This is a genomic window from Pseudomonas sp. AC169 (assembly GCF_979258515.1).
Map to the genome: position 1 here is coordinate 3,785,829 of NZ_OZ409866.1, position 21,231 is coordinate 3,807,059.

21 protein-coding genes are annotated in these 21,231 nt (G+C 52.2%); 10 read left to right on the forward strand and 11 right to left on the reverse strand.

Going from position 1 to position 21,231, the window contains the following annotated elements:
* Nucleotides 1-6: 6 nt before the first annotated feature.
* The 4 genes from ACZZ0G_RS16975 to ACZZ0G_RS16990 form a co-directional block, all read right to left on the reverse strand.
* Nucleotides 7-1,134, reverse strand: a complete 1,128-nt coding sequence (locus tag ACZZ0G_RS16975) for an NAD(P)/FAD-dependent oxidoreductase (protein ID WP_463556894.1) — start codon at nucleotides 1,132-1,134, stop codon at nucleotides 7-9.
* A gap of 150 nt (nucleotides 1,135-1,284) precedes the next feature.
* A complete protein-coding gene (locus tag ACZZ0G_RS16980; RefSeq protein WP_463556895.1) occupies nucleotides 1,285-2,229 on the reverse strand; it encodes an ornithine cyclodeaminase family protein in 945 nt (314 codons plus the stop codon).
* Nucleotides 2,230-2,365: 136 nt separating this feature from the next.
* Entirely contained in the window at nucleotides 2,366-3,844 is a 1,479-nt protein-coding gene (gene rhlB, locus ACZZ0G_RS16985; protein ID WP_463556896.1) for an ATP-dependent RNA helicase RhlB, read from the reverse strand.
* Nucleotides 3,845-3,941: 97 nt separating this feature from the next.
* Complete coding sequence (locus ACZZ0G_RS16990) at nucleotides 3,942-4,598, reverse strand: alpha/beta hydrolase (RefSeq protein WP_463556897.1); 657 nt, start codon at nucleotides 4,596-4,598, stop codon at nucleotides 3,942-3,944.
* Between the two features lie 468 nt (nucleotides 4,599-5,066).
* Between ACZZ0G_RS16990 and ACZZ0G_RS16995 the strand changes: the two genes are divergently transcribed.
* The 4 genes from ACZZ0G_RS16995 to ACZZ0G_RS17010 all read left to right on the forward strand — a co-directional run bounded on the left by ACZZ0G_RS16995 (nucleotide 5,067) and on the right by ACZZ0G_RS17010 (nucleotide 9,229).
* Entirely contained in the window at nucleotides 5,067-6,098 is a 1,032-nt protein-coding gene (locus ACZZ0G_RS16995) for an amino acid ABC transporter substrate-binding protein (RefSeq protein ID WP_007914328.1), read from the forward strand.
* A 66-nt stretch (nucleotides 6,099-6,164) separates the two neighbouring features.
* On the forward strand, nucleotides 6,165-7,346 hold the full coding sequence (locus tag ACZZ0G_RS17000) for an amino acid ABC transporter permease (RefSeq protein ID WP_134174752.1): 1,182 nt from the start codon (nucleotides 6,165-6,167) through the stop codon (nucleotides 7,344-7,346).
* A gap of 10 nt (nucleotides 7,347-7,356) precedes the next feature.
* Nucleotides 7,357-8,451, forward strand: coding sequence for an amino acid ABC transporter permease (locus tag ACZZ0G_RS17005; RefSeq protein WP_007949911.1), 1,095 nt, complete (start codon nucleotides 7,357-7,359; stop codon nucleotides 8,449-8,451).
* A 13-nt stretch (nucleotides 8,452-8,464) separates the two neighbouring features.
* Nucleotides 8,465-9,229, forward strand: a complete 765-nt coding sequence (locus tag ACZZ0G_RS17010; protein WP_008080191.1) for an amino acid ABC transporter ATP-binding protein — start codon at nucleotides 8,465-8,467, stop codon at nucleotides 9,227-9,229.
* Nucleotides 9,230-9,281: 52 nt separating this feature from the next.
* Here ACZZ0G_RS17010 and ACZZ0G_RS17015 read toward each other — a convergent pair whose 3' ends face one another.
* Nucleotides 9,282-9,767 carry a type II TA system antitoxin MqsA family protein gene (locus ACZZ0G_RS17015; RefSeq protein WP_134174754.1) on the reverse strand — a complete coding sequence of 162 codons (486 nt, stop codon included), beginning with the start codon at nucleotides 9,765-9,767 and terminating at the stop codon, nucleotides 9,282-9,284.
* A complete protein-coding gene (locus tag ACZZ0G_RS17020) occupies nucleotides 9,764-10,075 on the reverse strand; it encodes a type II toxin-antitoxin system MqsR family toxin (protein ID WP_463556898.1) in 312 nt (103 codons plus the stop codon). The genes ACZZ0G_RS17015 and ACZZ0G_RS17020 overlap by 4 nt, the downstream gene beginning before the upstream one ends.
* A gap of 166 nt (nucleotides 10,076-10,241) precedes the next feature.
* On the opposite strand from ACZZ0G_RS17020, the gene ACZZ0G_RS17025 reads away from it, so the two are divergent.
* From ACZZ0G_RS17025 to ACZZ0G_RS17040, 4 genes are all read left to right on the forward strand, one after another.
* Complete coding sequence (locus tag ACZZ0G_RS17025) at nucleotides 10,242-10,901, forward strand: FadR/GntR family transcriptional regulator (RefSeq protein WP_463556899.1); 660 nt, start codon at nucleotides 10,242-10,244, stop codon at nucleotides 10,899-10,901.
* On the forward strand, nucleotides 10,891-12,186 hold the full coding sequence (locus tag ACZZ0G_RS17030; protein WP_463556900.1) for a CynX/NimT family MFS transporter: 1,296 nt from the start codon (nucleotides 10,891-10,893) through the stop codon (nucleotides 12,184-12,186). The genes ACZZ0G_RS17025 and ACZZ0G_RS17030 overlap by 11 nt, the downstream gene beginning before the upstream one ends.
* A 237-nt stretch (nucleotides 12,187-12,423) precedes the next feature.
* The gene (locus tag ACZZ0G_RS17035) at nucleotides 12,424-12,894 is read left to right on the forward strand and encodes a nuclear transport factor 2 family protein (protein ID WP_077571232.1); all 471 of its coding nucleotides are present in this window, start codon (nucleotides 12,424-12,426) and stop codon (nucleotides 12,892-12,894) included.
* Between the two features lie 39 nt (nucleotides 12,895-12,933).
* Nucleotides 12,934-13,236: a GIY-YIG nuclease family protein gene (locus ACZZ0G_RS17040; protein ID WP_463556901.1), complete on the forward strand. Its 303-nt coding sequence runs from the start codon at nucleotides 12,934-12,936 to the stop codon at nucleotides 13,234-13,236.
* Between the two features lie 319 nt (nucleotides 13,237-13,555).
* Here the strand turns inward: ACZZ0G_RS17040 and ACZZ0G_RS17045 are convergent, their stop codons facing one another.
* From ACZZ0G_RS17045 to ACZZ0G_RS17065, 5 genes are all read right to left on the reverse strand, one after another.
* Nucleotides 13,556-14,044 (reverse strand): hypothetical protein, encoded by a 489-nt coding sequence (locus ACZZ0G_RS17045; protein ID WP_463556902.1) that lies wholly within the window; start codon nucleotides 14,042-14,044, stop codon nucleotides 13,556-13,558.
* Between the two features lie 267 nt (nucleotides 14,045-14,311).
* Nucleotides 14,312-15,475 (reverse strand): hypothetical protein, encoded by a 1,164-nt coding sequence (locus ACZZ0G_RS17050; RefSeq protein WP_463556903.1) that lies wholly within the window; start codon nucleotides 15,473-15,475, stop codon nucleotides 14,312-14,314.
* A 13-nt stretch (nucleotides 15,476-15,488) separates the two neighbouring features.
* Nucleotides 15,489-15,929 (reverse strand): response regulator, encoded by a 441-nt coding sequence (locus ACZZ0G_RS17055; protein WP_463556904.1) that lies wholly within the window; start codon nucleotides 15,927-15,929, stop codon nucleotides 15,489-15,491.
* Complete coding sequence (locus ACZZ0G_RS17060) at nucleotides 15,877-19,242, reverse strand: histidine kinase (RefSeq protein WP_463556905.1); 3,366 nt, start codon at nucleotides 19,240-19,242, stop codon at nucleotides 15,877-15,879. The genes ACZZ0G_RS17055 and ACZZ0G_RS17060 overlap by 53 nt, the downstream gene beginning before the upstream one ends.
* A gap of 405 nt (nucleotides 19,243-19,647) precedes the next feature.
* Complete coding sequence (locus ACZZ0G_RS17065; protein ID WP_463556906.1) at nucleotides 19,648-19,863, reverse strand: hypothetical protein; 216 nt, start codon at nucleotides 19,861-19,863, stop codon at nucleotides 19,648-19,650.
* A 104-nt stretch (nucleotides 19,864-19,967) separates the two neighbouring features.
* On the opposite strand from ACZZ0G_RS17065, the gene ACZZ0G_RS17070 reads away from it, so the two are divergent.
* Both ACZZ0G_RS17070 and ACZZ0G_RS17075 read left to right on the forward strand, forming a co-directional pair.
* Nucleotides 19,968-20,261 (forward strand): hypothetical protein, encoded by a 294-nt coding sequence (locus ACZZ0G_RS17070; protein ID WP_463556907.1) that lies wholly within the window; start codon nucleotides 19,968-19,970, stop codon nucleotides 20,259-20,261.
* A 106-nt stretch (nucleotides 20,262-20,367) separates the two neighbouring features.
* Entirely contained in the window at nucleotides 20,368-21,195 is an 828-nt protein-coding gene (locus tag ACZZ0G_RS17075; RefSeq protein ID WP_463556908.1) for a hypothetical protein, read from the forward strand.
* The last annotated feature ends 36 nt before the right edge of the window (nucleotides 21,196-21,231 follow it).

The window sequence follows — 21,231 nt, forward strand, 5'->3', positions numbered from 1 at the left end:
GGACGATCAGGCGAGGCGAGCAGGGGAGAGCATGGCGCTGCTCAGGCCGAAATCGCGCAGATGCTCGGGCAGCGGCTCACCACGTACCAGAGCGGCGCTGGCCTGGCCCATCGCTGGCGAAGTCTGGATGCCGTAACCACCCTGTGCCGCGACCCAGAACAATCCTGGCACCTGCCGATCGAAACCGCTGAGCAGATCACCGTCGCCGACGAAACTGCGCAGCCCGGCCCAGGTGCGGGTTGGACGGCGGATGGTCAGCGTGGTGGCTTCTTCGATCTGGTAGATGCCCATGGCAATGTCCAGTTCTTCCGGCTGCACGTCGTGAGGTTCGACCGGGTCGGCGTTGGCCGGTGAACCGAGGAACATGCCGGCGTCGGGCTTCATATAGAAGGATTCGTCGAGGCTGACCAGCATCGGCCAGCGATGAATGTCGACGCCTTCCGGGCCGGCGAAGATAAATGCGGCGCGGCGTTTCGGTTGCAGACCCAGCGGTTTGGCGCCGGCCAGTGCACCGATCTTGTCGGCCCAGGCACCGGCGGCATTGATGATCACTGGCGCGGTGAAGGTCTGGTCGTTGGTTTGTACGTGCCAGAGACCGTTGGCGTCGCGGTTCAAGCCGAGTACTTCGCAATCGGTGTGCACTTCGCCGTGGTTACGGCGGATCCCGCGCAGATAACCCTGATGCAAAGCATCGGTGTCGATGTCGCTGGCGCTCGGGTCGTAGATCGCGCCATGGACTTTTTCCCGACGCAGGATCGGCAGCCGCGCGCAGGCTTCATCGGCGCTGAGCAGTTGCATTTCCGGCACGGTGGCTTTGGCGCTGAGGTATTGGTTGTTGAGTTCAGCGGGGTCACCGGTGAAATCGACGGTCATTTCGCCGCGCGGGGTCAGCAATGGATGTTCACAGAAGCCACTTGGCGGGTTGTCGAAAAACGCTCGGCTGGCCTGGGTCAGTGCACGCACTTGCGGTGTGCCGTACGCGGCAGTGAACAGTGCGGCGGAGCGGCCGGTGGAGTGATAGGCCGGGTGTGATTCACGTTCGAGCACGATCACTTTGCCGTACGGCGACAGCCAGAAACCGCTGGAAGCGCCGGCAATCCCGCCGCCGATGATGATGAAATCTGCCTGGCTCATGAAGTTCTCCAGTGGGGACGCAATATCAAGGCGTTCGCTAGTCCCCTGTGGGAGCGAGCCTGCTCGCGAAAGCGGTATATCAGTCGACATCTTCGGTGAATGTCAGACCGCATTCGCGAGCAGGCTCGCTCCCACAGGGGATTTGTGGTGTTAGTGAGTCAAGTGATAAACCGCATTGGCGAGGGCTATGTCTTCCAGGCCCAGGCCGATGGAGCGGAAAAACACGTGACGGTCGTAATCGGGGCGCTGCACTTTCTCGCTGAGCAGGTCGGCGAGGTCGCCAACAATCGAATCCTTGCCCCAGCCATGCTGTTCACTGGCAATCAACATCTCACCCGCCGACCCTGGCGTGGTCAGACGATAGTCGCAGAACACCTGCATGTCGTTGAGGCTCTGCGGCGGCACTTCGTGGGCGCGTGGGGCGTTGGTGCTGATCGAGGTGATCAGGGCCGGTTTGCTCAACGCGGCCGGATCGATCACAGGGCCTGCAGACGAAGTGCAGAGCATGATCACGTCGGCTTCGGCGATGGCGGCTTCACGGCTGTTGGCGATCTGCAGTTCAGGTGTGATGGCTTTCAACAGCGCTTGGGCTTGAGCGTCTTCGACCAGGCTTGGCGAGTACAAACTGATGCTCTGCCAGTCACGCAACGCTTTCACATAATGCAGATGCGCTTGGGCAATCTTGCCGCTGCCAATGATCGCCAGTCGCGTGGCATTCAGCGGCGCGAGGGTGTCGACCGCCACAGCGGTGGTCGCGGCAGTACGCGCGGTGGTCAGTTCAGCGGCATCACAGAGCAGCAGCGGTTGACCGGTTTTCATCGACATCAAGAGCGTCCACGCCGTCACCAGCGGACCTTGCTCACGAACGATGTAGGGGGAGGTCTTCACACCGTACACGCCGTCCTCGGCCAGCACACCCAGGTAATTGATTAAGTCGCCGGCACCTTGCGGAAACTCCACCAGTTGCTGCACCGGTTGCACGGCGTTACCCGCCGCAAGATCTCGGAACAGCTTGCGCAGGATCTGCGGCACATCGATGCGCGCCAGCAACTCGCGGGCCCGATGCTGGTCGATCACGTAGGGCGTACTGGACATATCAGGCTCCGAAAACGAAATATAAACTTATTTGTCCATTATGGACTTTTTGTTTTCTCTCGCAAGCACCTGATGAAACGCCGGGCGAAAAAAAAGCGCAGTCCGTTGCCGGCTGCGCTTTTCTTTTAAACGTCGCTTACTGCGGACGCTTGCGCTCTACCGCACGCAACAGATGCGTCGGTGGCGTTTCACAGCTGATCTTGCGACCGAGCTTTTCTTCGATGGACGGCAACTGGTAGGAATCGTCCTCACCGGCGAAGCTGATCGACACGCCATCGGCGCCCGCACGACCGGTCCGGCCGATGCGGTGCACGTAGTCGTCCGGGACTTCCGGCAGGGTGAAGTTGATCACGTGGCTGATGCCGTCGATGTGGATGCCGCGACCGGCGACATCGGTGGCGACCAGTACGCGAATCTTGCCTTCGCGGAAACCTTCCAGAGTCTTGATGCGTTTGTGTTGCGGCACGTCGCCGGACAACTGCGCAGCGTTCACACCGTCGCGCACCAGACGCTCTTCGATGCGGCGGACTTCGTCCTTGCGGTTGGCGAAGACCATCACCCGCTCCCAGCCATTATCGTTGACCAGGTTGTAGAGCAGTTTGTACTTGTCGGCCCCGGCCACGGCGTAGATGTGTTGCTCGACGTTTTCGCTGGCGACGTTGGTGACTTCGATTTCCACAATTGACGGATCGGTCGTCCACTGCTTGGCGAGGTTCATCACGTCTTCAGTGAAGGTCGCGGAGAACAGCAGGGTCTGGCGTTCGGACTTCGGCGGCGTCTGACGAATGATCTGGCGGACTTGCGGGATGAAACCCATGTCGAGCATGCGGTCGGCTTCGTCCAGCACCATCACTTCGACCATGTCCAGATGCACGTCGCCGCGCTGGTTGAAGTCGAGCAGGCGGCCGGGGGTGGCGACGAGAATGTCGCAGTGGCGCGCTTCGAGGTGCTTGAGCTGTTTGTCAAAGTCCATGCCGCCCACAAACGTCATGACGTTGAGGCCGGTGTATTTCGTCAGGTCGGCAGCATCTTTGGCGATCTGCACCACCAGCTCGCGGGTCGGCGCGATGATCAGCGCACGGGGTTCACCCATGTAGCGTTCTTTCGGCGGCGGCGTTTGCAGCAGTTGGGTGATGATCGAGATCAGGAACGCGGCGGTCTTGCCGGTACCGGTCTGCGCGCGACCGATGGCGTCTTTGCCGGCGAGGGTGAAACCCAGCACCTGCGCCTGAATCGGCGTGCAATAAGGAAAGCCCAGATCCTGGATGGCGTGCATCAGTTCTGGAGACAGCTTGAAATCGTGAAAGCGGGTTTTGCCTTCCTGTGGCTCGACGACGAAATCTTCGAGTTTCCACGGAATGACCGGGGCCTTGGGCTTCGGTTCGCGGCGTGGTCTGGCCGGTTTCGGCGCTTCGCTGCGTGCGGGCTCGGCGGCGATAAGCGCGGCCGGAGCGGGTGTTGGTGCTTGCTTCGGTGCCGCTACGGGAGCGGGGCGGTCGGCCTGTGGGGCATCGCTGCGATGACCGGGGGCGTGCGACGGCGCACTGGGAACTGGCGCGAGCTGCTCAGCCTCGCTTTTACCGAACATCTTCTTGAGTGCTTTGAGCACGGTCATCTCATCAATTGGTTAAGGAATGTACGCCGGCCAGTGTAATGCAAGAAACGGGCGCGGCGTAGTAGGAGGGATCAAAGGGCGATTTTAATCTTGACGCTTAGCTCAGGCGTTCGCTCAACCAGACACCGATGTCGCGAATTTCCTCGGGTAACACTTCGTGCTCCATTGGGTATTCCTGCCATGTCACGGTGACACCATGCTTCTTCAAATGCTCGTAGGCGCTGCGGCCCATGGAGTTCTGCACGACGCCATCGAACTGACCGTGCAGGCAAAGCGCAGGAATCCGCTGCTGACTGGCCGAAAGCTCCATCTCGTCAGTGAACGTTGGCGCATACGTCGACAATGCCAGCACGCCGCCCAATGGCCCCTGCCATTTCACAAATGCACTGTGCAACACGACGGCGCCACCCTGGGAAAAACCGGCGAGGAAAATCCGCGAAGCGTCTATTCCGCTGGCGCGCTCGTTTTCGATCAATTGAATGATGCGATCCGCCGACGCTTCCAACTGGTCACGGTCAATCGCGCGCGCCGGGCTCATGGCTTTGATGTCGTACCAGCTCGGCATGGCATATCCGCCATTTATCGTCACTGGAAGGGTCGGCGCCTGCGGCAGTACGAAGCGCGTGCTCAACAGGCTTTCCTGCAACGCTTCGGCCACCGGCAGGAAGTCGTAGCGATCGGCGCCGAGGCCGTGCAGCCAGATCACGCAGGCGTCTGCGGGCTTAACAGGCTGAAGAATCAAGGGCTCGGTCATGTCTGCTCCAAAAATGTGCGGGCGCTCTCATTAAGTGCGTGATTCGAGTGCGCGTCCGGTGGATCCGTTAAGAAGATGTCGCAAGGTTACAAGTTTTGCTATTGACCTGTCGCCGAATCGATTCGGTGAGCGGTGTGGTACGGGCTTTGCTATGGCTTGAACCGTGCAACCGATCTTGCGTGGGCGGTAACACTATCAGTGTACGACCCGCGACGGGATTGCAAAGAATCCGGTGATGGATGTTCGCCAATGGCCGCTACGGGCGCAGCGAACGTGAAAGGGCTACAGCCCGTTCGGCCGATTGGTGAGAAGTGAGTTGTCCATGATGTGGATTTTCTCCTGAAAGACTCATAGCGAAGGTCCTGACGTCGGTTGACCCCAAAAAAAGCCAACACGGGTCAACAACGCCTCAAAAGGGTGCGACTGGACTCAAGCTCCGACACAACAAGAGCAAAACTGGAGGTTTGAATGAAGATGTTGAAATCCACCCTGGCGATCGTGACTGCAGCAACAGTACTCGGCGTCAGCGGGTTCGCTCAGGCGGGTGCAACCCTGGATGCAGTGCAGAAGAAAGGTTTCGTGCAGTGTGGCGTGAGCGACGGTCTGCCGGGCTTCTCGGTACCGGACGCGACCGGCAAGATCCTCGGGATCGACGCTGACGTCTGCCGCGCTGTGGCCGCTGCCGTATTCGGCGACGCGACCAAAGTCAAATTCAGTCAGTTGAACGCCAAGGAGCGCTTCACCGCGCTGCAATCGGGCGAGATCGACATCCTGTCGCGCAACACCACCATGACCAGTTCGCGTGACGCGGGCATGGGCTTGAAATTCCCGGGCTTCATTACCTACTACGACGGCATCGGCTTCCTGGTGAACAACAAGCTGGGCGTGAAAAGTGCCAAAGAGCTGGACGGTGCAACCATCTGCATCCAGGCCGGTACTACCACCGAGCTGAACGTTTCCGACTACTTCCGTGGCAACGGTCTGAAATACACCCCGATCACTTTCGACACCTCCGATGAAAGCGCCAAGTCGCTGGAATCCGGTCGTTGCGACGTGCTGACCTCCGACAAGTCCCAGCTGTTCGCCCAGCGCTCCAAGCTGGCATCGCCGAAGGACTACGTGGTTCTGCCGGAAACCATTTCCAAAGAACCACTGGGCCCGGTCGTACGTAACGGCGATGACGAGTGGCTGGCCATCGTGCGTTGGGTTGGTTACGCGCTGCTCAACACCGAAGAAGCCGGCATCACTTCGAAGAACGTCGAAGCTGAAGCCAAGTCGACCAAGAACCCGGACGTTGCCCGTATGCTCGGCGCTGACGGCGAATACGGCAAAGACCTGAAACTGCCGAAAGACTGGGTTGTGCAGATCGTCAAACAGGTCGGCAACTACGGCGAAATCTTCGAGAAAAACCTCGGCAAGAGCACTCCGCTGGAGATCGACCGTGGTCTGAACGCCCTGTGGAACAACGGCGGCATTCAGTACGCACCACCAGTGCGCTAATGGTTCTATCACCCGGCGGGCCAACCGCCGGGTGATGTTCTTGTTCCATTTTTTCCGGGGCACTTCATGCAAAATTCAATCGGCGCACCAAAGCAGAGGCTCAGCCTCAGCGATCCACGAGTGCGTGCGTGGCTATTCCAGATCATCACCATCGTGGCGGTGGTCTCGCTGGGCTGGTACTTGTTCGACAACACGCAAACCAACCTTCAGCACCGGGGCATTACCTCCGGTTTCGACTTTCTGGAGCGCAGTGCCGGATTCGGCATCGCTCAACACCTGATCGACTACACCGAAGCGGACAGCTATGCCCGCGTCTTTGTCATCGGTCTGCTCAACACCCTGTTGGTGACGGTGATCGGCGTGGTTCTGGCGACGATCCTCGGTTTCATCATCGGTGTGGCGCGGCTGTCGCAGAACTGGATCATCAGCAAACTGGCGACCGTGTATGTGGAAGTGTTCCGCAACATTCCGCCGCTGCTGCAAATCCTGTTCTGGTACTTCGCGGTATTCCTGACCATGCCGGGGCCGCGCAACAGCCACAACTTCGGCGACACTTTCTTTGTCAGCAGTCGAGGCCTGAACATGCCGGCCGCGCTGGCGGCTGATGGTTTCTGGGCGTTCGTGATCAGTATCGTGGTGGCCATCGTCGGCATCGTGCTGATGACCCGCTGGGCCAACAAGCGCTTTGAAGAAACCGGCGTGCCGTTCCACAAGTTCTGGGTGGGCCTGGCGATTCTGCTGGTGATCCCGACCTTGTGCGCATTGATCTTCGGCGCTCCGCTGCACTGGGAAATGCCCGAGCTCAAAGGTTTCAACTTCGTCGGTGGCTGGGTGCTGATCCCGGAGCTGCTCGCCTTGACCCTCGCCCTGACGGTGTACACCGCAGCGTTCATCGCTGAGATCGTGCGCTCCGGGATCAAGTCGGTCAGCCACGGCCAGACCGAAGCGGCGCGTTCGCTCGGCCTGCGCAACGGCCCGACCCTGCGCAAGGTGATCATCCCGCAAGCTCTGCGCGTGATCATTCCGCCGCTGACCAGCCAATACCTCAACCTGGCGAAAAACTCCTCGCTGGCCGCCGGTATCGGTTATCCGGAAATGGTTTCGCTGTTCGCCGGCACCGTGCTCAACCAGACCGGTCAGGCGATCGAGGTGATTGCCATCACCATGAGCGTTTACCTGGCGATCAGTATCAGCATTTCCCTGCTGATGAACTGGTACAACAAGCGCATTGCGCTGATCGAGCGGTAAGGAAAAGCGCATGAGTACTCATACTTTCAAACCTGACATGCCCCCACCGAACAGCAGCATCGGCGTGGTGGCGTGGATGCGCGCGAACATGTTCTCCAGCTGGCTCAACACCCTGCTGACCCTGTTTGCGTTCTACCTGATCTACCTCGTGGTGCCACCGATCCTCAGTTGGGCGATTGTCGATGCCAACTGGGTCGGTACCACGCGCGCCGACTGCACCAAGGAAGGCGCCTGCTGGGTGTTCATTCAGCAGCGATTCGGCCAGTTCATGTACGGCTACTACCCGACGGAGCTGCGCTGGCGCGTCGACCTGACCGTGTGGCTGGCGGTCATCGGCGCAGCACCGCTGTTCATCTCCCGCGTGCCGCGTAAAGCGATCTACGGGCTGAGCTTTCTGGTGCTGTACCCGATCATTGCCTTCACCCTGCTGCACGGCGGTTTCGGTCTGACCCCGGTGGCGACAAGCCAGTGGGGCGGCCTGATGCTGACCCTGGTCATCGCCACGGTCGGTATCGCCGGTGCGTTGCCGCTGGGGATTGTGCTGGCGCTCGGTCGCCGCTCGAACATGCCGGCGATTCGGGTGGTCTGCGTGACTTTCATCGAATTCTGGCGCGGCGTGCCGTTGATCACCGTGCTGTTCATGTCCTCGGTGATGCTGCCGCTGTTCCTGCCTGAAGGCATGAACTTCGACAAACTGCTGCGGGCACTGATCGGCGTGATCCTGTTCCAGTCGGCCTATGTCGCTGAGGTGGTGCGCGGCGGTCTGCAAGCGATCCCCAAAGGTCAGTACGAAGCGGCCGCAGCGATGGGCCTCGGTTACTGGCGTTCGATGGGCCTGGTGATTCTGCCGCAAGCCCTGAAGCTGGTGATCCCCGGCATCGTCAACACCTTCATTGCGCTGTTCAAGGACACCAGTCTGGTGATCATCATCGGCCTGTTTGACCTGCTCAACAGCGTCAAGCAAGCCGCTGCCGATCCGAAATGGCTGGGCATGGCCACCGAAGGCTACGTGTTCGCCGCCCTGGTGTTCTGGATTTTCTGTTTTGGTATGTCGCGCTATTCCATGCATCTGGAACGCAAGCTCGACACTGGCCACAAGCGTTAGGAGTTCTCTGTAAATGAGCGAAGCAATCAAAAAGCCAGTGGGCCCTGAAGGCATTATTCAGATGCAGGGCGTCAACAAGTGGTACGGCCAGTTCCACGTGCTGAAAGACATCAACCTCAACGTCAAACAGGGCGAACGTATCGTCCTGTGCGGCCCGTCGGGTTCCGGCAAATCGACGACGATTCGTTGCCTCAATCGTCTGGAAGAACACCAGCAGGGCCGCATCGTCGTCGACGGCGTGGAACTGACCAACGACCTCAAGCAGATCGAAGCGATCCGCCGCGAAGTCGGCATGGTGTTCCAGCACTTCAACCTGTTCCCGCACCTGACCATTTTGCAGAACTGCACGCTGGCACCGATGTGGGTACGCAAGATGCCCAAGCGCAAGGCCGAGGAAATCGCCATGCACTACCTGGAACGCGTCCGCATTCCAGAGCAGGCGCATAAATTCCCGGGGCAACTGTCCGGTGGTCAGCAACAGCGTGTGGCGATTGCCCGGGCCCTGTGCATGAAGCCGAAAATCATGCTGTTCGATGAACCGACTTCCGCGCTCGACCCAGAGATGGTGAAAGAAGTACTCGACACCATGATCGGTCTGGCTGAAGACGGCATGACCATGCTCTGCGTGACTCACGAGATGGGCTTTGCCCGCACCGTGGCCAACCGCGTGATCTTCATGGACAAGGGTGAAATCGTTGAGCAGGCGGCGCCGAATGACTTCTTCGATAACCCGCAGAATGAGCGGACGAAGTTGTTCTTGAGTCAGATTTTGCATTGATGGTTTGTGTGTAGATCAAACCCGGCCTTGTGCCGGGTTTGTTTTTTATGGGTCAGGAGGCGGTGAGAGGTTCTTGTTCTTTGTGCTCAGTGAACTTGAAAGCGCCTCTCAAATCAGCCCCTTCGGCCAAGACTCTCGCGTCGGCGAGCAAGTGTGGATAGCGATCCAGCAGACGCATGAGCAGCATCAATGCTTTCGGCGGAAGTACCTCGCCGCGTTCGTATCGTGAAAATGCGTTGTGCCCGCCCCCTGAAAGCAATTGCACCGTTTCCTTTTGCGTCAGGTGCAGTTTGCGACGGATCTTTTTCATTTCGTCACCTACCATTTTTCTACAGGCGATAACGAGTTCATCGCATGCGTCGGAATACCGCTGCCCGCACTCATCGTCCAATTCGACCTCACCGCACTTTTGGCACTCCCAGCCCGACAAATCGTCGATCCGACGCTCCATTCCCTTGGCGCTCACGGTTTCGCCTCGACCCTTGAAATGCACCATGCCTTCCGGGGCGCCGCAACTGACACACTGCTGCGTATTCATGAATGGTTCTCCTTGAAAGAGATTACGGGTGGGCGCCTGTCGCAGTGATATGACACCTTGATGTAAAACTCCAAACCATGTGATTGGATGTGATAGACGTCTTGCCAAATACGGTGATCGTCATAAGTCGTCATCGATTTGTACAACATGCTGCGCTGCAGTTTGAGAACGATTTCTTGCATCTCTTCGAGAGTGAGTTTGAGTGCAGTACCCGTTTTTCTTGCTGTGTGAGTGAAAGCCCTCCAGCCAAGTCGCCTGACGTCAGCCTTGATCACCGCCAGCTCGTAATGGGGTGTGTTCTTTTCCATAAGAAACCAAAACCCTGTCCCTGAAATTACCCTTAAAGGGTAATTTTGACCAATCGAAAATGCCGCTCCATGTGTCTCCGATTGACCCTAGGTGGTTGCCGTCCTACACGTGTCTGACTAACATGTCGGAAAATTCATCCTATGATTGGATGAAAGGGCGATTCCTATGTCAGACATTTCTCCACTCGTTAAGCGATCCTTGGTCGATCAGGCCTTGGATCAGCTTCGTCAGCGCATCAATTGCGGTGCCTGGCAGGTTGGTGAGCGTTTGCCGACCGAACCTGAGCTGTGCGCCGAGCTGGGCATCAGCCGCAACACCGTGCGCGAAGCCATGCGCGTGCTGGCGTTTTCCGGGCTGATCGAGATTCGCCAGGGCGACGGCAGTTACCTGCGCGCAGTGGTCGATCCCCTCGACACGCTCAAAGCTTTGTCCCGCTGCTCGCTGGAACAGGCGCGGGAAACGCGCCACATCCTCGAAGTCGAGGCGATCGGCCTGGCAGCATTGCGCCGCACCGACGAAGACCTCGCCGCATTGCGTGAAGCACTTGGCACCAGCGGCAGTCACTACCACGGCGACCTCGACACCTATATCGCCTGCGATCTGGTGTTCCACCGTCGCTTGGTCGACGCCGCGCACAACCCGACCCTCAGCGAGTTGTATCGCTATTTCTCCAGCATCGTCGGCGCGCAATTGCGCCAGACCCTGAACATCGTCCCGCGCCGTCAGGAAGTCTTCGACCTGCACATCGAGTTGCTCGATGCGGTCGAGCAACGCGACCCGGAACGGGCCAAAGCTTTATCGAGGCAGTTGATCAATGAACCTTGAAACCGAGAAATCCATGTCCCGCAGTGAGATAGCCGCAACCCCCAAGCGCACGGCAGAACTGCTAATCGACGCCGAGGCTGATGATGAACAAGTCCAACAGAGCCATCCGCTGGTGCGCCGGCCCTGGCTGTTGCTGCTGGGCTTGATTCTGGTCGCGCTGAATTTGCGCCCGGCCCTGTCGAGCATGGCGCCGTTGCTCAGCGACGTGTCGAAAAGCCTCGGCTTGTCGGCAGCTCAAGCCGGTTTGCTGACCACGTTGCCGGTGCTGTGCCTCGGCTTGTTCGCCCCACTGGCACCGATTCTGGCGCGGCGTTTCGGTGCTGAACGCGTAGTGCTCGGAATTCTGCTGGCACTGGCCGGCGGGATCATTTTGCGCAGCAACTTCGGTGAAATCGGTCTGTTCGCCGGCAGCGTATTGGGCGGCGCGAGCATCGGCATCATCGGTGTTCTGCTGCCGGGCATCGTCAAGCGCGACTTCGCCAAACACGCCGGCACCATGACCGGCGTCTACACCATGGCGTTGTGTCTGGGCGCGGCGATGGCGGCCGGTTCCAGTGTGCCGCTGAGTGAGCACTTCGGTGGTAGCTGGGCGATGGGCCTGGGTTTCTGGGTGATTCCGGCGCTGGTTGCGGCGGTGTTCTGGCTGCCGCAAATCGGCCAGAAACACGGCGCTCACAATGTTGCCTATCGCGTGCGCGGGCTGCTGCGTGATCCGCTTGCCTGGCAGGTGACCTTGTACATGGGCCTGCAATCGTCACTGGCCTACATCGTGTTCGGTTGGTTGCCGTCGATCCTGATTGGTCGCGGCCTGACGCCAACCCAGGCCGGCCTGGTGTTGTCCGGATCGGTGATCATCCAGCTCGCAAGTTCTTTGGCCGCACCGTGGCTGGCGACGCGTGGCAAGGATCAGCGTCTGGCCATCGTCGTGGTCATGGCGCTGACCCTCGGCGGTCTGTTCGGCTGCCTGTATGCGCCGATCGAAGGATTGTGGGGCTGGGCGATTCTGCTGGGACTGGGGCAGGGCGGTACGTTCAGTCTGGCGTTGACGTTGATCGTGCTGCGTTCGCGGGATTCCCATGTCGCGGCGAACCTGTCGAGCATGTCTCAGGGGTTCGGTTACACGCTGGCGTCGATGGGGCCGTTCGCCGTTGGCGTGGTGCATGACTGGACCGGCGGCTGGAATGCCGTGGGCTGGATCTTCGGCATCATTGGCACCGGTGCGATCCTCGCCGGCCTCGGTGCCGGGCGTGCGTTGTACGTGCAAGTGCAAAGCGAAAAAATCTGACACGTAGCCGTTTTTTTTGGGGCAGTGATATCCAATGTGGGAGCGAGCTTGCTCGCGAAGACGGTGGTTCAGGCACAGATCATGTTGAATGTGCCGGCCTCTTCGCGAGCAAGCTCGCTCCCACAGTTTTTGCGGTGCTTTAAATCTTGCGTGGTATTCGTCGTGCGAATGCCGATAGTGTTTCTGCGCATTGCAGATTATGGTGCTGGCACTCTGTACCTATTTTGGAGTTTGCCCATGAGTGAAGCCCACGCCGCGTTGATCACCCGCTTCTACCAGGCCTTCCAGCGCCTGGACGCCGAAGCCATGGCCGCCTGCTACACCGATGACGTGGTGTTCAGTGATCCGGCCTTCGGTGAACTGCGCGGGCGCGATGCCGGCGATATGTGGCGCATGCTCACCACCCGTGCCAAGGACTTCTCGCTGACTTTCGATAATGTCCGCGCCGATGAGCGCAGCGGCGGCGCGCATTGGGTCGCGACCTACCTGTTCAGCCAGACCGGCAATATCGTTATCAACGATATCCAGGCCCGTTTCGTCTTCCGTGACGGCAAGATCTGCGAGCACCACGATCACTTCGATCTGTGGCGCTGGTCGCGTCAGGCCCTGGGTTTCAAAGGCCTGTTGCTGGGCTGGACGCCGCTGGTGCGCAACGCCGTGCGTGCCCAGGCGTTGAAGGGACTGAAGGCATTTCAGGCCGGTCGCTGATAAGATCGCCGCCTGTTTCCTACACGCCTTGATCCCGAAGTGACCAGCCTTAGCGAAAAATCTGTCGAAGTTGCCGAACCCGTGAGCAAGTCCTGGTTCGTTTACCTCGTGCGTGCCGCCAATGGCTCGTTGTATTGCGGGATCAGCGACGACCCGGTGCGCCGCTTCGCCAAGCACCAAAGCGGCAAAGGCGCACGGTTCTTCCTCTCCAGCCCGGCCATGGCGCTGGTCTATACCGAACTGTGCCGCGATAAAAGCGATGCGTTGCGTCAGGAACGCCTGATCAAAAAACTCAGGAAAGGCGCCAAGGAATGTCTGGTGGCGTCTTATCAATCTGACTGATTGGTTCCCATCAGTTCTGGTGCCTCGTTAACAGTTAGTTATAAATTTAATTAAGCAAATCAGAAGGTTGAGTAGACTGGTATTTTGTGACTTTTTTTGTGAAGAATGAAATATTAAATCCTCCGACGGTGGATGCGTGGTAGTACGAAACTCACCGACATATTGATATGGTACGACGCTCAAACACAGAATGTTCTACCCCATGACCTGCGCGAAGGAGTTGCCGACCGCAAACGGACTCTGCAAAGATTGAGCTGGATGGTATGCCTTTTTCACAGTTCTAGACAGGAAGTCAAACTTCGCTAAGACGGAAACTATCTCAGGTCGCCCGGGAGTATCTATGAGGATTGCATAGCGCACTCTTTCCCCACCAAATGTCTTTCACTGCCAGATAGTTGTAATAACTCCTGAAGCCTACGCTAGCAACCGTTCTCAATTGGTCGATATCCTTTTTAAGCAAGATCTCCATATTTTCTAAGTTCTGCACTTCAATTTCTTTCGAGCGGGCATTGGAAATAACTAGGTTGAGGTAGTCCATGTGTTCGTCTAACTCCTCGACTTTAATCCCGCCGAAACCAGCGGACATGTAATTGTCTCGAAATGAACTAAACGCATACAAGTTGTCTTTCCGTTCATCAGTGCGCTCAAGGAATTCAATTAAAGCTTTCGCTCTCAGCTCATCTGCCTTGGCTTCAACCATCTGATATTGCACATTTTTTAGTTCCATTTGAGTTACCAATAGCATGTCTTCTGCGAGCTTTATTTGAGCGCAAATAGTGTTTGAATCAAGTGTGGGTATCTTAAGCATCTTGCATATCCATGGTTAGCTTGAGAGTGTATATAACTAATTTTATATGAGGCGAGTCTGCGGAAAGCTTAACGTGTACTTCGCTATTGATTCTCTCGCCAGCGATTAGTGAGCTTCTAAGCTCAGTGCTGCTCGGTAACCATACTGAGAAGCGTGTCTATTCTAAAACGACCAGCCACTTTGAGGGTAGTGAGTTTACTAAATACTATGGCGTAAGGGAACGCATGTAATATCTCATAACGATATATTGTTTAATTGTTCTAAAGTTTATCGCATAGTTAAAGCGTAAATTATCGCAGCTGCACCGCCAATGTAAAACAATGGTTTTATTATGGTTATTACTTTTACAGCAAGGTCAACAAGGTCGTGCCCAAAGTAGGGCTTACGGTCATCGTGAGGTATAGGCGAAACGTCCAATGTCAACGTTTCCGTCCAAAACCTATTGTAGAAAGAAGAGTTTTCATAGTCTTCAAAATATAAAGAATGTCCGCCCTTATAGTAACGATTCATAAACTTTCGTGAGTGTTGAGTTCTGAATCCTACTCTACCAGCGTCTCCCGTGCCCCAAAGCAGTAACCTAGAGGATAATAGAACTGCATCGTTGATACCGCATTCATTTATAGTTATTTTTGAACATCTTAATATGTGGCTAATGTCAGTATTATGAGGTAGGGGGCTGCCGCACATTATGACGCATTTTACTACTTCTGGCGTTTTGATTGTTTTTAGCGCTTCCAGCAAGACATATGTACCAAAGCTATGAGCGACGATATAGACCTGTTTGCTTGGATTGGCTTCTAAAGCCGATATTACCTGTCGTGATGCTTGCTTTGCTTTCCGATTTCTTAAATACGGTATCGCAAAAGAAACAATGTCATAAAAACCATATTTTACATCTACAAACTCAAAATCCCTGGAATAGGCTTGCATCGAACTGCCTAACGCTTCTTGCCATTTTCCAAAAGTTCTGATGCCATGAATTGTAATTAACAGTCTATCTACCTCTTGACGAACAATTTTTCTTTTAGCACCTATAAGGCTTTGTATCTGCTCCCCTAAAGTATCAAGCCAGTCAATATTAGATACTGAACCATCTAAAACAACTATAGCGTTCTTTTGAAACTCCCCTTGATGCTTCTGTAGGTACTCAATATCCGCTGTAAGTCCCACTGTAAGAGATGGTCGAATATACTTTTTATTCGGATCGCATATGTCTGAAAGGAGCTTTGTGCTATTCACCGCCGATGGAGTCCCTTCAACCTTTTTCGGTAATAGAACATCTAGTACAAGAAGGTCGAAATGCTCAAGTAGCTCTTGACGTGCCAAATCAGAGGAGCCGCAGACTTTAATATAGAGTGAGCCTGGAGGATGGGCCTTTTCTATGAAGTCTACGATTAATTCAACTCTTGTTTCACTGTCGTCAACAATCAAAATTTTTATCAATTTATAAGCGCTCTATGATCCCTGAAAGCTTTTCTTTCCACACCGAGTTTGTTGAATCAAAAAAAACTATCCCTTTATAATAATCTCCCATAACTGCTAGTAAGTCATTGATTTCATCAATGTTAAGGTTTTTTGTTTCGTCACTAAAGTCTGTATATCCAGTCAATACAGCGAAGGGACTCAAGCGATTAAGTTTTTTTAATCTAGTGACGATGTCTTTTCCTGCCAAAGTCCTAAAACGCCCGCCCCTATCGGTATCTGTCCGATCAAAGGTCGGCATGCTCATATCCAAGACTATAAAGTCGAACTGTCGCTCAGTAGCTATGGCAAGGCCGCTGTTATAGGAGGCTGCCTCAAATATCTCAACCTCAAACTCTTGTGTAAGATAATCAAATATCTTTTCTCTCTTCAGGTGGTTGTCTTCTATTATTAAAACTTTCATGCTTCAGCTCCACTATTGCGTAGAATTTATTCTCATCTATGTTGATATCGAACGAAAATCCTGGGGAGGAATTGTGTAGGAGGTTGTAGATTTTATAAAGTCCACTACCACCTTCCTCTCTACTTAGATTAGAGTTTTTTTCGTTCCAGGTCGACCTGTGTTTGGTCATGAACTCATTTCTATCGCCAAATGTTTCAGGTTCTATAAGGTTTGTTATTTTTATGATTTCCTTTCTTTCTTCAGAATAGCAGTCGATACTCACAATTGAGTTTGATTTACGATACTTTACCGCGTTTTCTATTGCAGTGAATAATGCAATAAAAAGTGATCGGCTTTCGCGATAGTTTAAGGTGAGTTCTTTTCTCGGTTGGTTAAAGTCAATTTGTGCGCCTTTATGGCTGTAAATTGATTTAAAAGAAGTTACTGATGCGTCAACGACTACAGCCAATTTTTCAAGAGTATTTGCTCCATCTGCTCCCACGAATCGAAACCAATTAAGAACTAATTCTATTTCCTTGCTGAAGTTGGATCTGCAATTCTTAATCTCTTGCATCAATTCGCCCATAGGGGCGCCAGCCTTGGTTAAAGTTATTTTATTTTCAAGGAGCTGAATTTCGTTAAGTATTTGGGGGTGAAGAGTATCGTTGATTAGCGTTTGCGCTTTTTTTGCATGCTCAGCAGACAGCTCCCACATAAAGTCAATCAAAGCATTGAAAAAACTTTCAAAGTTACTGTGCGCATCAATTAGCTTAGAGATCTCAACTAGACGGTGATAGTACGCCGAGAAATCAAAGATATATTCGTCAATTCCGAAGCCATCAACGGTTACTCTAAAAAAATTATTTGTTTTCTTAAGTATTGCATCTATATTTCTTGAAAAATCTTTAAAGTGCTGATCAACCTCATCTTTGATGGGCGTTGATAGGTAGGAGTATTTGTCATCCCAAAAAATATTGGGCAAGTAGTCGCCTTTTTTTTCCACCGTAATCAAGTGTGCTTTTTCGAAACATGCTCTAAGTTGTGTAATGAATACAGTGTGTCTGATTTCTGCACTGAGATATTTATCGAGACCGTAATTTTCATTTAGGGCAAAGTCTCTGGCGGTATTGTTAAATATCTTATATAAAATGCTTGTTTTTTCGTTGGAAGTGACAGCCCTAGGCAGGCCAGAATTGTCGGCTGTGATTTCTAGAATATCAGCAGAGTGTCTGTTGATATCTTCTTTTAAGTTTATAGGGTCAAGTACGGTGCCCCCTTCGATGGACTTTGCTTGCTCAAAGAGAGTTTTATATGATTGTTTTCTATGCGTCTCTAGCGCTTGTACGTCTACAAAAAGTTTGCCAGTTTCAATTTTTGCTCTAAGTTTGTCTGAGAATAAAGTTTCGAGAACCTTATCCTTCTCCAATTTGAGCTCTTCACTGTCGCTGGGGAAGGTTAGAATTAATTTATCTAGTATGGCGACGCGTTCATGGATTACTTCATCATTGTTTTTGTAAGCACCGACATTGTCTAGCTGAGATGATATGCAAATATTCCTTAGGTAGTAAGCTTCGTTCTTGCCTATATTATTTGTGTCAAATAAGTCTGTTGGTTTATGTGTGCTGTTCGCATCTAGTAGGTCAACGAATAACTCGGATTTTATCTCGTCGTATGCGCCATTTATCTCTTTGCCATAAATGTCCAATATTATCAGGCATGAAATCATAGTCGCATTGTCAGATTTTTCTAAGTCAGAAACCTCTCGGCAGATGACATTCATGGGGAGATGATAAAAGGAAAATTTGTTTAGAAAGTAGTTGTCGATGGCGAAGTTAATTAGCTTCATCCAGCTTTTGGTATTTTTATATTGTCTCGACTGAACTTTAAGGAAGTCTGATAAAATCGGGAACTGGGTGCGATCTAGGTCCCTGACTGACTGTGCGTCGTGTTGGTGCCTGATTGTTCTTTCAATCGGAATTTGGTCTGCGCGTGAGTCAAGTACCACTCTTAGCGTGTGATTTTGAGAGTTTGCTTTAGGCGTATTGAAAGGCCCTAGCGCGCGTGTATCCTTTCTACTCAGCTCTATCACGGAGCTATCAACAACTTCCTCTAGTACGCACGAAAGATGGAACATCAACGACTTTGACCACAATTCATTTCGAAATTTAACGCACATCTTATGTAAATATTCAATCCGCTCATCACTATTCGATTCAAGCATAAGGATGCTTGCAAAGCTATTAGATAGATGGTCGTATAAGGTTTTCTCGGAGCGGTCATTGTTGTAAAGCTTTGATCTTGCAAATATCTCTATTAGTCCTACAGGTATCTGCGATCTTTGATTTATAAGATCGACGACTGAATTGATTACGTTGTCGTAAGCACCGTGAGTATAGTCATCCACTATTTTAAGCATTGTTGGATGCAGTTGGTCGTCTGTAGTTGAACTATTATCTACGATCAAGCTTTTGAGTTCTTCATCATCGAGAAGATCAGCAAGGTTTCGAATCTTTTCTATAAGGAATGTGTCAATCTTGCCATCTTTTAAATAAATTTCTGATATTATTGTTTTGAAAAGTATATATTGATCAATTACTGATTCCATCCGGTAAAGGTATAGTTGATCTAGCGTCAGCCTTCTATCTGGGTCGAACGAGATAGGTAGTTGCATGCACGAAATAACAGCGCCATATTCTATGGCGCTTTCAATTCCCGAGGCTCGGTACTCATTGAGTTGTGAATCTAAGATTCCCGCAAAAACTCCAATAGAACTGCTTTCAGACATTAGCAGAATTTCTTTAATTCTGCTGGAGACATCATGGTTGGGAAAGCTATCCTTGATGTTTTGGATGTATTCTTTAACAGATTCTCTGTTTAACTCTTTTAAAATGTGGACTTTGTTTTCTATTGCCCACCAACTAATACTGATGGCGTCTGCTTTGCTCAGGTAGTCCAGTGCATTATTTGCGTGTCCTGCTAGCAGTTCAGCATTAAAGTTTATGCGTGCTTCGTTAAAGTTTTTAAGTTCTGTAGCGCATCTATGAAATAAGCCTAAAGCCCAATAAATATAGTTTTCTTGAGAAACATGATTTTTGACACTCACTATATGGTAGTGATTCTTACTTTGGTAAATTGGGACTAGCATGGATGGCAGTTGTTTGCTCTTGGAGAGCTCTAGAATCTGATCAAGTCTGCGGGCGTCGCTAAGTGTTTTGAGTTGAGTTACAATTCTGTACCCAACGTTAGCCATTGTTTCGCCATGCCGTCTCATGTAGATGTTGGGGTCGCTTGATATCCTTGTGCGGGATTTTATTTTAACTTTTTTCTTAGCCAATTTATAAAAGTCCCTAGAGCATATGCAAGTTGTGAAAAATGTATACTATCGACAAAATTTTTGTCGATAGTAAATTTTTCTGTTCTAAACTTCTGCAAAATGCAGATCTCAGTTTGATATCCATTGCAGCAATCACGCCTACTGTTAGATTACACCCAAACGGCTTTGATGGCACATTGATGTTGTGATGTGAGCGTCAGGCGCCTGTAGCTAATGACACCGGTATATCTTGGGCTGAGATCTGAACTGCAGGCTGTGGCATGGCCATGGGGTCCGTACCACAAAAGCGTAACGCATTACATTACAAAACTGGGTGACGAGAGCGTGATACGGGTTGCCAAGGTTTTGACACCTATGCCTCCTGGCACTCCCAGTGCATTTCAAGGTAATGGTTGCAGCGGGTGATTAGCGCGATTCTAGGCCCCTTAGACGTGCCAACCCTTGCTTGATATAGCCTGCATTTTCACCAATGGTATCTAACGATGCCCGCACGTTTTCACCGACGTCTCCTGGCTCTCGTCGCTCCACCCATAGGGTGAGTTCCATGAGAGCCGCTTCTAGCGCGAGTTGATTGTGATAGATCCTTTCTAAAACGTCGGTCAGTGAGTATTCGCTGTGCATGCTGTCGATTCCATTCAAGCCGAGGAGAGGGGGCAAGCCGACTCCGATTTCACCAGATTAGAGCAAATTATTTTCGAACTTGCATCACGTCAAGCGACGTATCTATGGCAGAGGTTTTGAGTTGTTTAAATAATATCTATAAAAAACAATTGGTTGCCGTAAATCAAACAGTTTATCACGCAACCGTAGATGTACCGTGCATGAGTACGCTGAGCGTACTGGTGTTGCTTGCAGTGAATTTCGAAGGTTTCTTTGACTCCAGGCTATTAGCGGCAATCCCTTGGCGCAAAAAAATACAATGTAATCTTGTCCCATGGGCGGAGTGCGCACGTCAGATCGATAAAATGCAATATCAGTTCGAGGAACTTTGGATTGCGTATTTTGGAGACGTTTTTTGAAAAGCCTATATGTTTAGGTATACTGTGTATTAATTTGCAATTTTAAAAATCACTTTCATATTTTCGGATATTTTTGCTTTGTTTTGCTTTAGCAAGGAGGTCATGTATGAAGTATGAATTCGGGTTTTTTTCAGATTCGATGGTTACACGCAGATTGGAAGTTCTGCGCGAAATTAGTATCGAGGTGGGAGGATTGTGGATCGATAAGGCTGTGAATCCTAGAAGTAATTCTTCTTTGGTTAAGGAGGGAGATTTTAGTTTTTATTGTGGCTGCTCCAACTTTTCAAGCATGTCCGCTAACGCACTTGAAGGGGTGGATGGGGATGATTATTTAGAGGAGGTAACAAGGCTTTATTTGAAGGTTTTGAAGTTTACTGGTGAAGCGGAAATCTATGGGTATTTGGATGGGTTTTTGGTCGACGGTAAAGCTGAGGTAGTAGATGCGATAAGGTTTTATATAGTGAGGTCGGGAAGTATAGTCTGTCCGATACAGCGTGCTGTCTATGTTTACATTTCTCTTAATGAGCGGCTGAAAATTATTCCTTTAGGATGGGTTTTAGCGAGTTTGTACTCGGCATTAACTCTTATTCAGGGCGGGGAGTTTCCCGCAACCCTTTTTTGTGGGAAGGTTCAATCGCAATTACTGCAATCAGCATCAAATAAACGTGGTGCTTCTTTCTATGATTTTTTTTCACTTTATGTTCGAGCATCGATTGTGGTTTTAGGTCGTAATCCAAAAGTTATAAATGAAATTGAAAGCTCGCTTTTAAGGCGCACTTTGTATGTGTTCGGCAATCAAGAGCTCGCGGAGCGCTGGTTGAGCAAGCCTTCTATAAAATATGGTGGGCTAAACCCCCGTGCTGCGGTGATATCTGGTTATGAGATGGAGGTGTTTGAAAATTTGGTTAAGATTGAGAGTGGATTCTGGGGGTAATGTCTATCGCAGGATTATTCATGCTGTATGAAATTC

Coding starts and splice junctions, on each gene's coding strand:
- ACZZ0G_RS16975 (WP_463556894.1), bottom strand. CDS start 1,134: ATGAGCCAGGCAGATTTCATCATCATCGGCGGCGGGATTGCCGGCGCT.
- ACZZ0G_RS16980 (WP_463556895.1), bottom strand. CDS start 2,229: ATGTCCAGTACGCCCTACGTGATCGACCAGCATCGGGCCCGCGAGTTG.
- rhlB (WP_463556896.1), bottom strand. CDS start 3,844: ATGACCGTGCTCAAAGCACTCAAGAAGATGTTCGGTAAAAGCGAGGCT.
- ACZZ0G_RS16990 (WP_463556897.1), bottom strand. CDS start 4,598: ATGACCGAGCCCTTGATTCTTCAGCCTGTTAAGCCCGCAGACGCCTGC.
- ACZZ0G_RS16995 (WP_007914328.1), top strand. CDS start 5,067: ATGAAGATGTTGAAATCCACCCTGGCGATCGTGACTGCAGCAACAGTA.
- ACZZ0G_RS17000 (WP_134174752.1), top strand. CDS start 6,165: ATGCAAAATTCAATCGGCGCACCAAAGCAGAGGCTCAGCCTCAGCGAT.
- ACZZ0G_RS17005 (WP_007949911.1), top strand. CDS start 7,357: ATGAGTACTCATACTTTCAAACCTGACATGCCCCCACCGAACAGCAGC.
- ACZZ0G_RS17010 (WP_008080191.1), top strand. CDS start 8,465: ATGAGCGAAGCAATCAAAAAGCCAGTGGGCCCTGAAGGCATTATTCAG.
- ACZZ0G_RS17015 (WP_134174754.1), bottom strand. CDS start 9,767: ATGAATACGCAGCAGTGTGTCAGTTGCGGCGCCCCGGAAGGCATGGTG.
- ACZZ0G_RS17020 (WP_463556898.1), bottom strand. CDS start 10,075: ATGGAAAAGAACACACCCCATTACGAGCTGGCGGTGATCAAGGCTGAC.
- ACZZ0G_RS17025 (WP_463556899.1), top strand. CDS start 10,242: ATGTCAGACATTTCTCCACTCGTTAAGCGATCCTTGGTCGATCAGGCC.
- ACZZ0G_RS17030 (WP_463556900.1), top strand. CDS start 10,891: ATGAACCTTGAAACCGAGAAATCCATGTCCCGCAGTGAGATAGCCGCA.
- ACZZ0G_RS17035 (WP_077571232.1), top strand. CDS start 12,424: ATGAGTGAAGCCCACGCCGCGTTGATCACCCGCTTCTACCAGGCCTTC.
- ACZZ0G_RS17045 (WP_463556902.1), bottom strand. CDS start 14,044: ATGCTTAAGATACCCACACTTGATTCAAACACTATTTGCGCTCAAATA.
- ACZZ0G_RS17055 (WP_463556904.1), bottom strand. CDS start 15,929: ATGAAAGTTTTAATAATAGAAGACAACCACCTGAAGAGAGAAAAGATA.
- ACZZ0G_RS17065 (WP_463556906.1), bottom strand. CDS start 19,863: ATGCACAGCGAATACTCACTGACCGACGTTTTAGAAAGGATCTATCAC.
- ACZZ0G_RS17070 (WP_463556907.1), top strand. CDS start 19,968: ATGGCAGAGGTTTTGAGTTGTTTAAATAATATCTATAAAAAACAATTG.
- ACZZ0G_RS17075 (WP_463556908.1), top strand. CDS start 20,368: ATGAAGTATGAATTCGGGTTTTTTTCAGATTCGATGGTTACACGCAGA.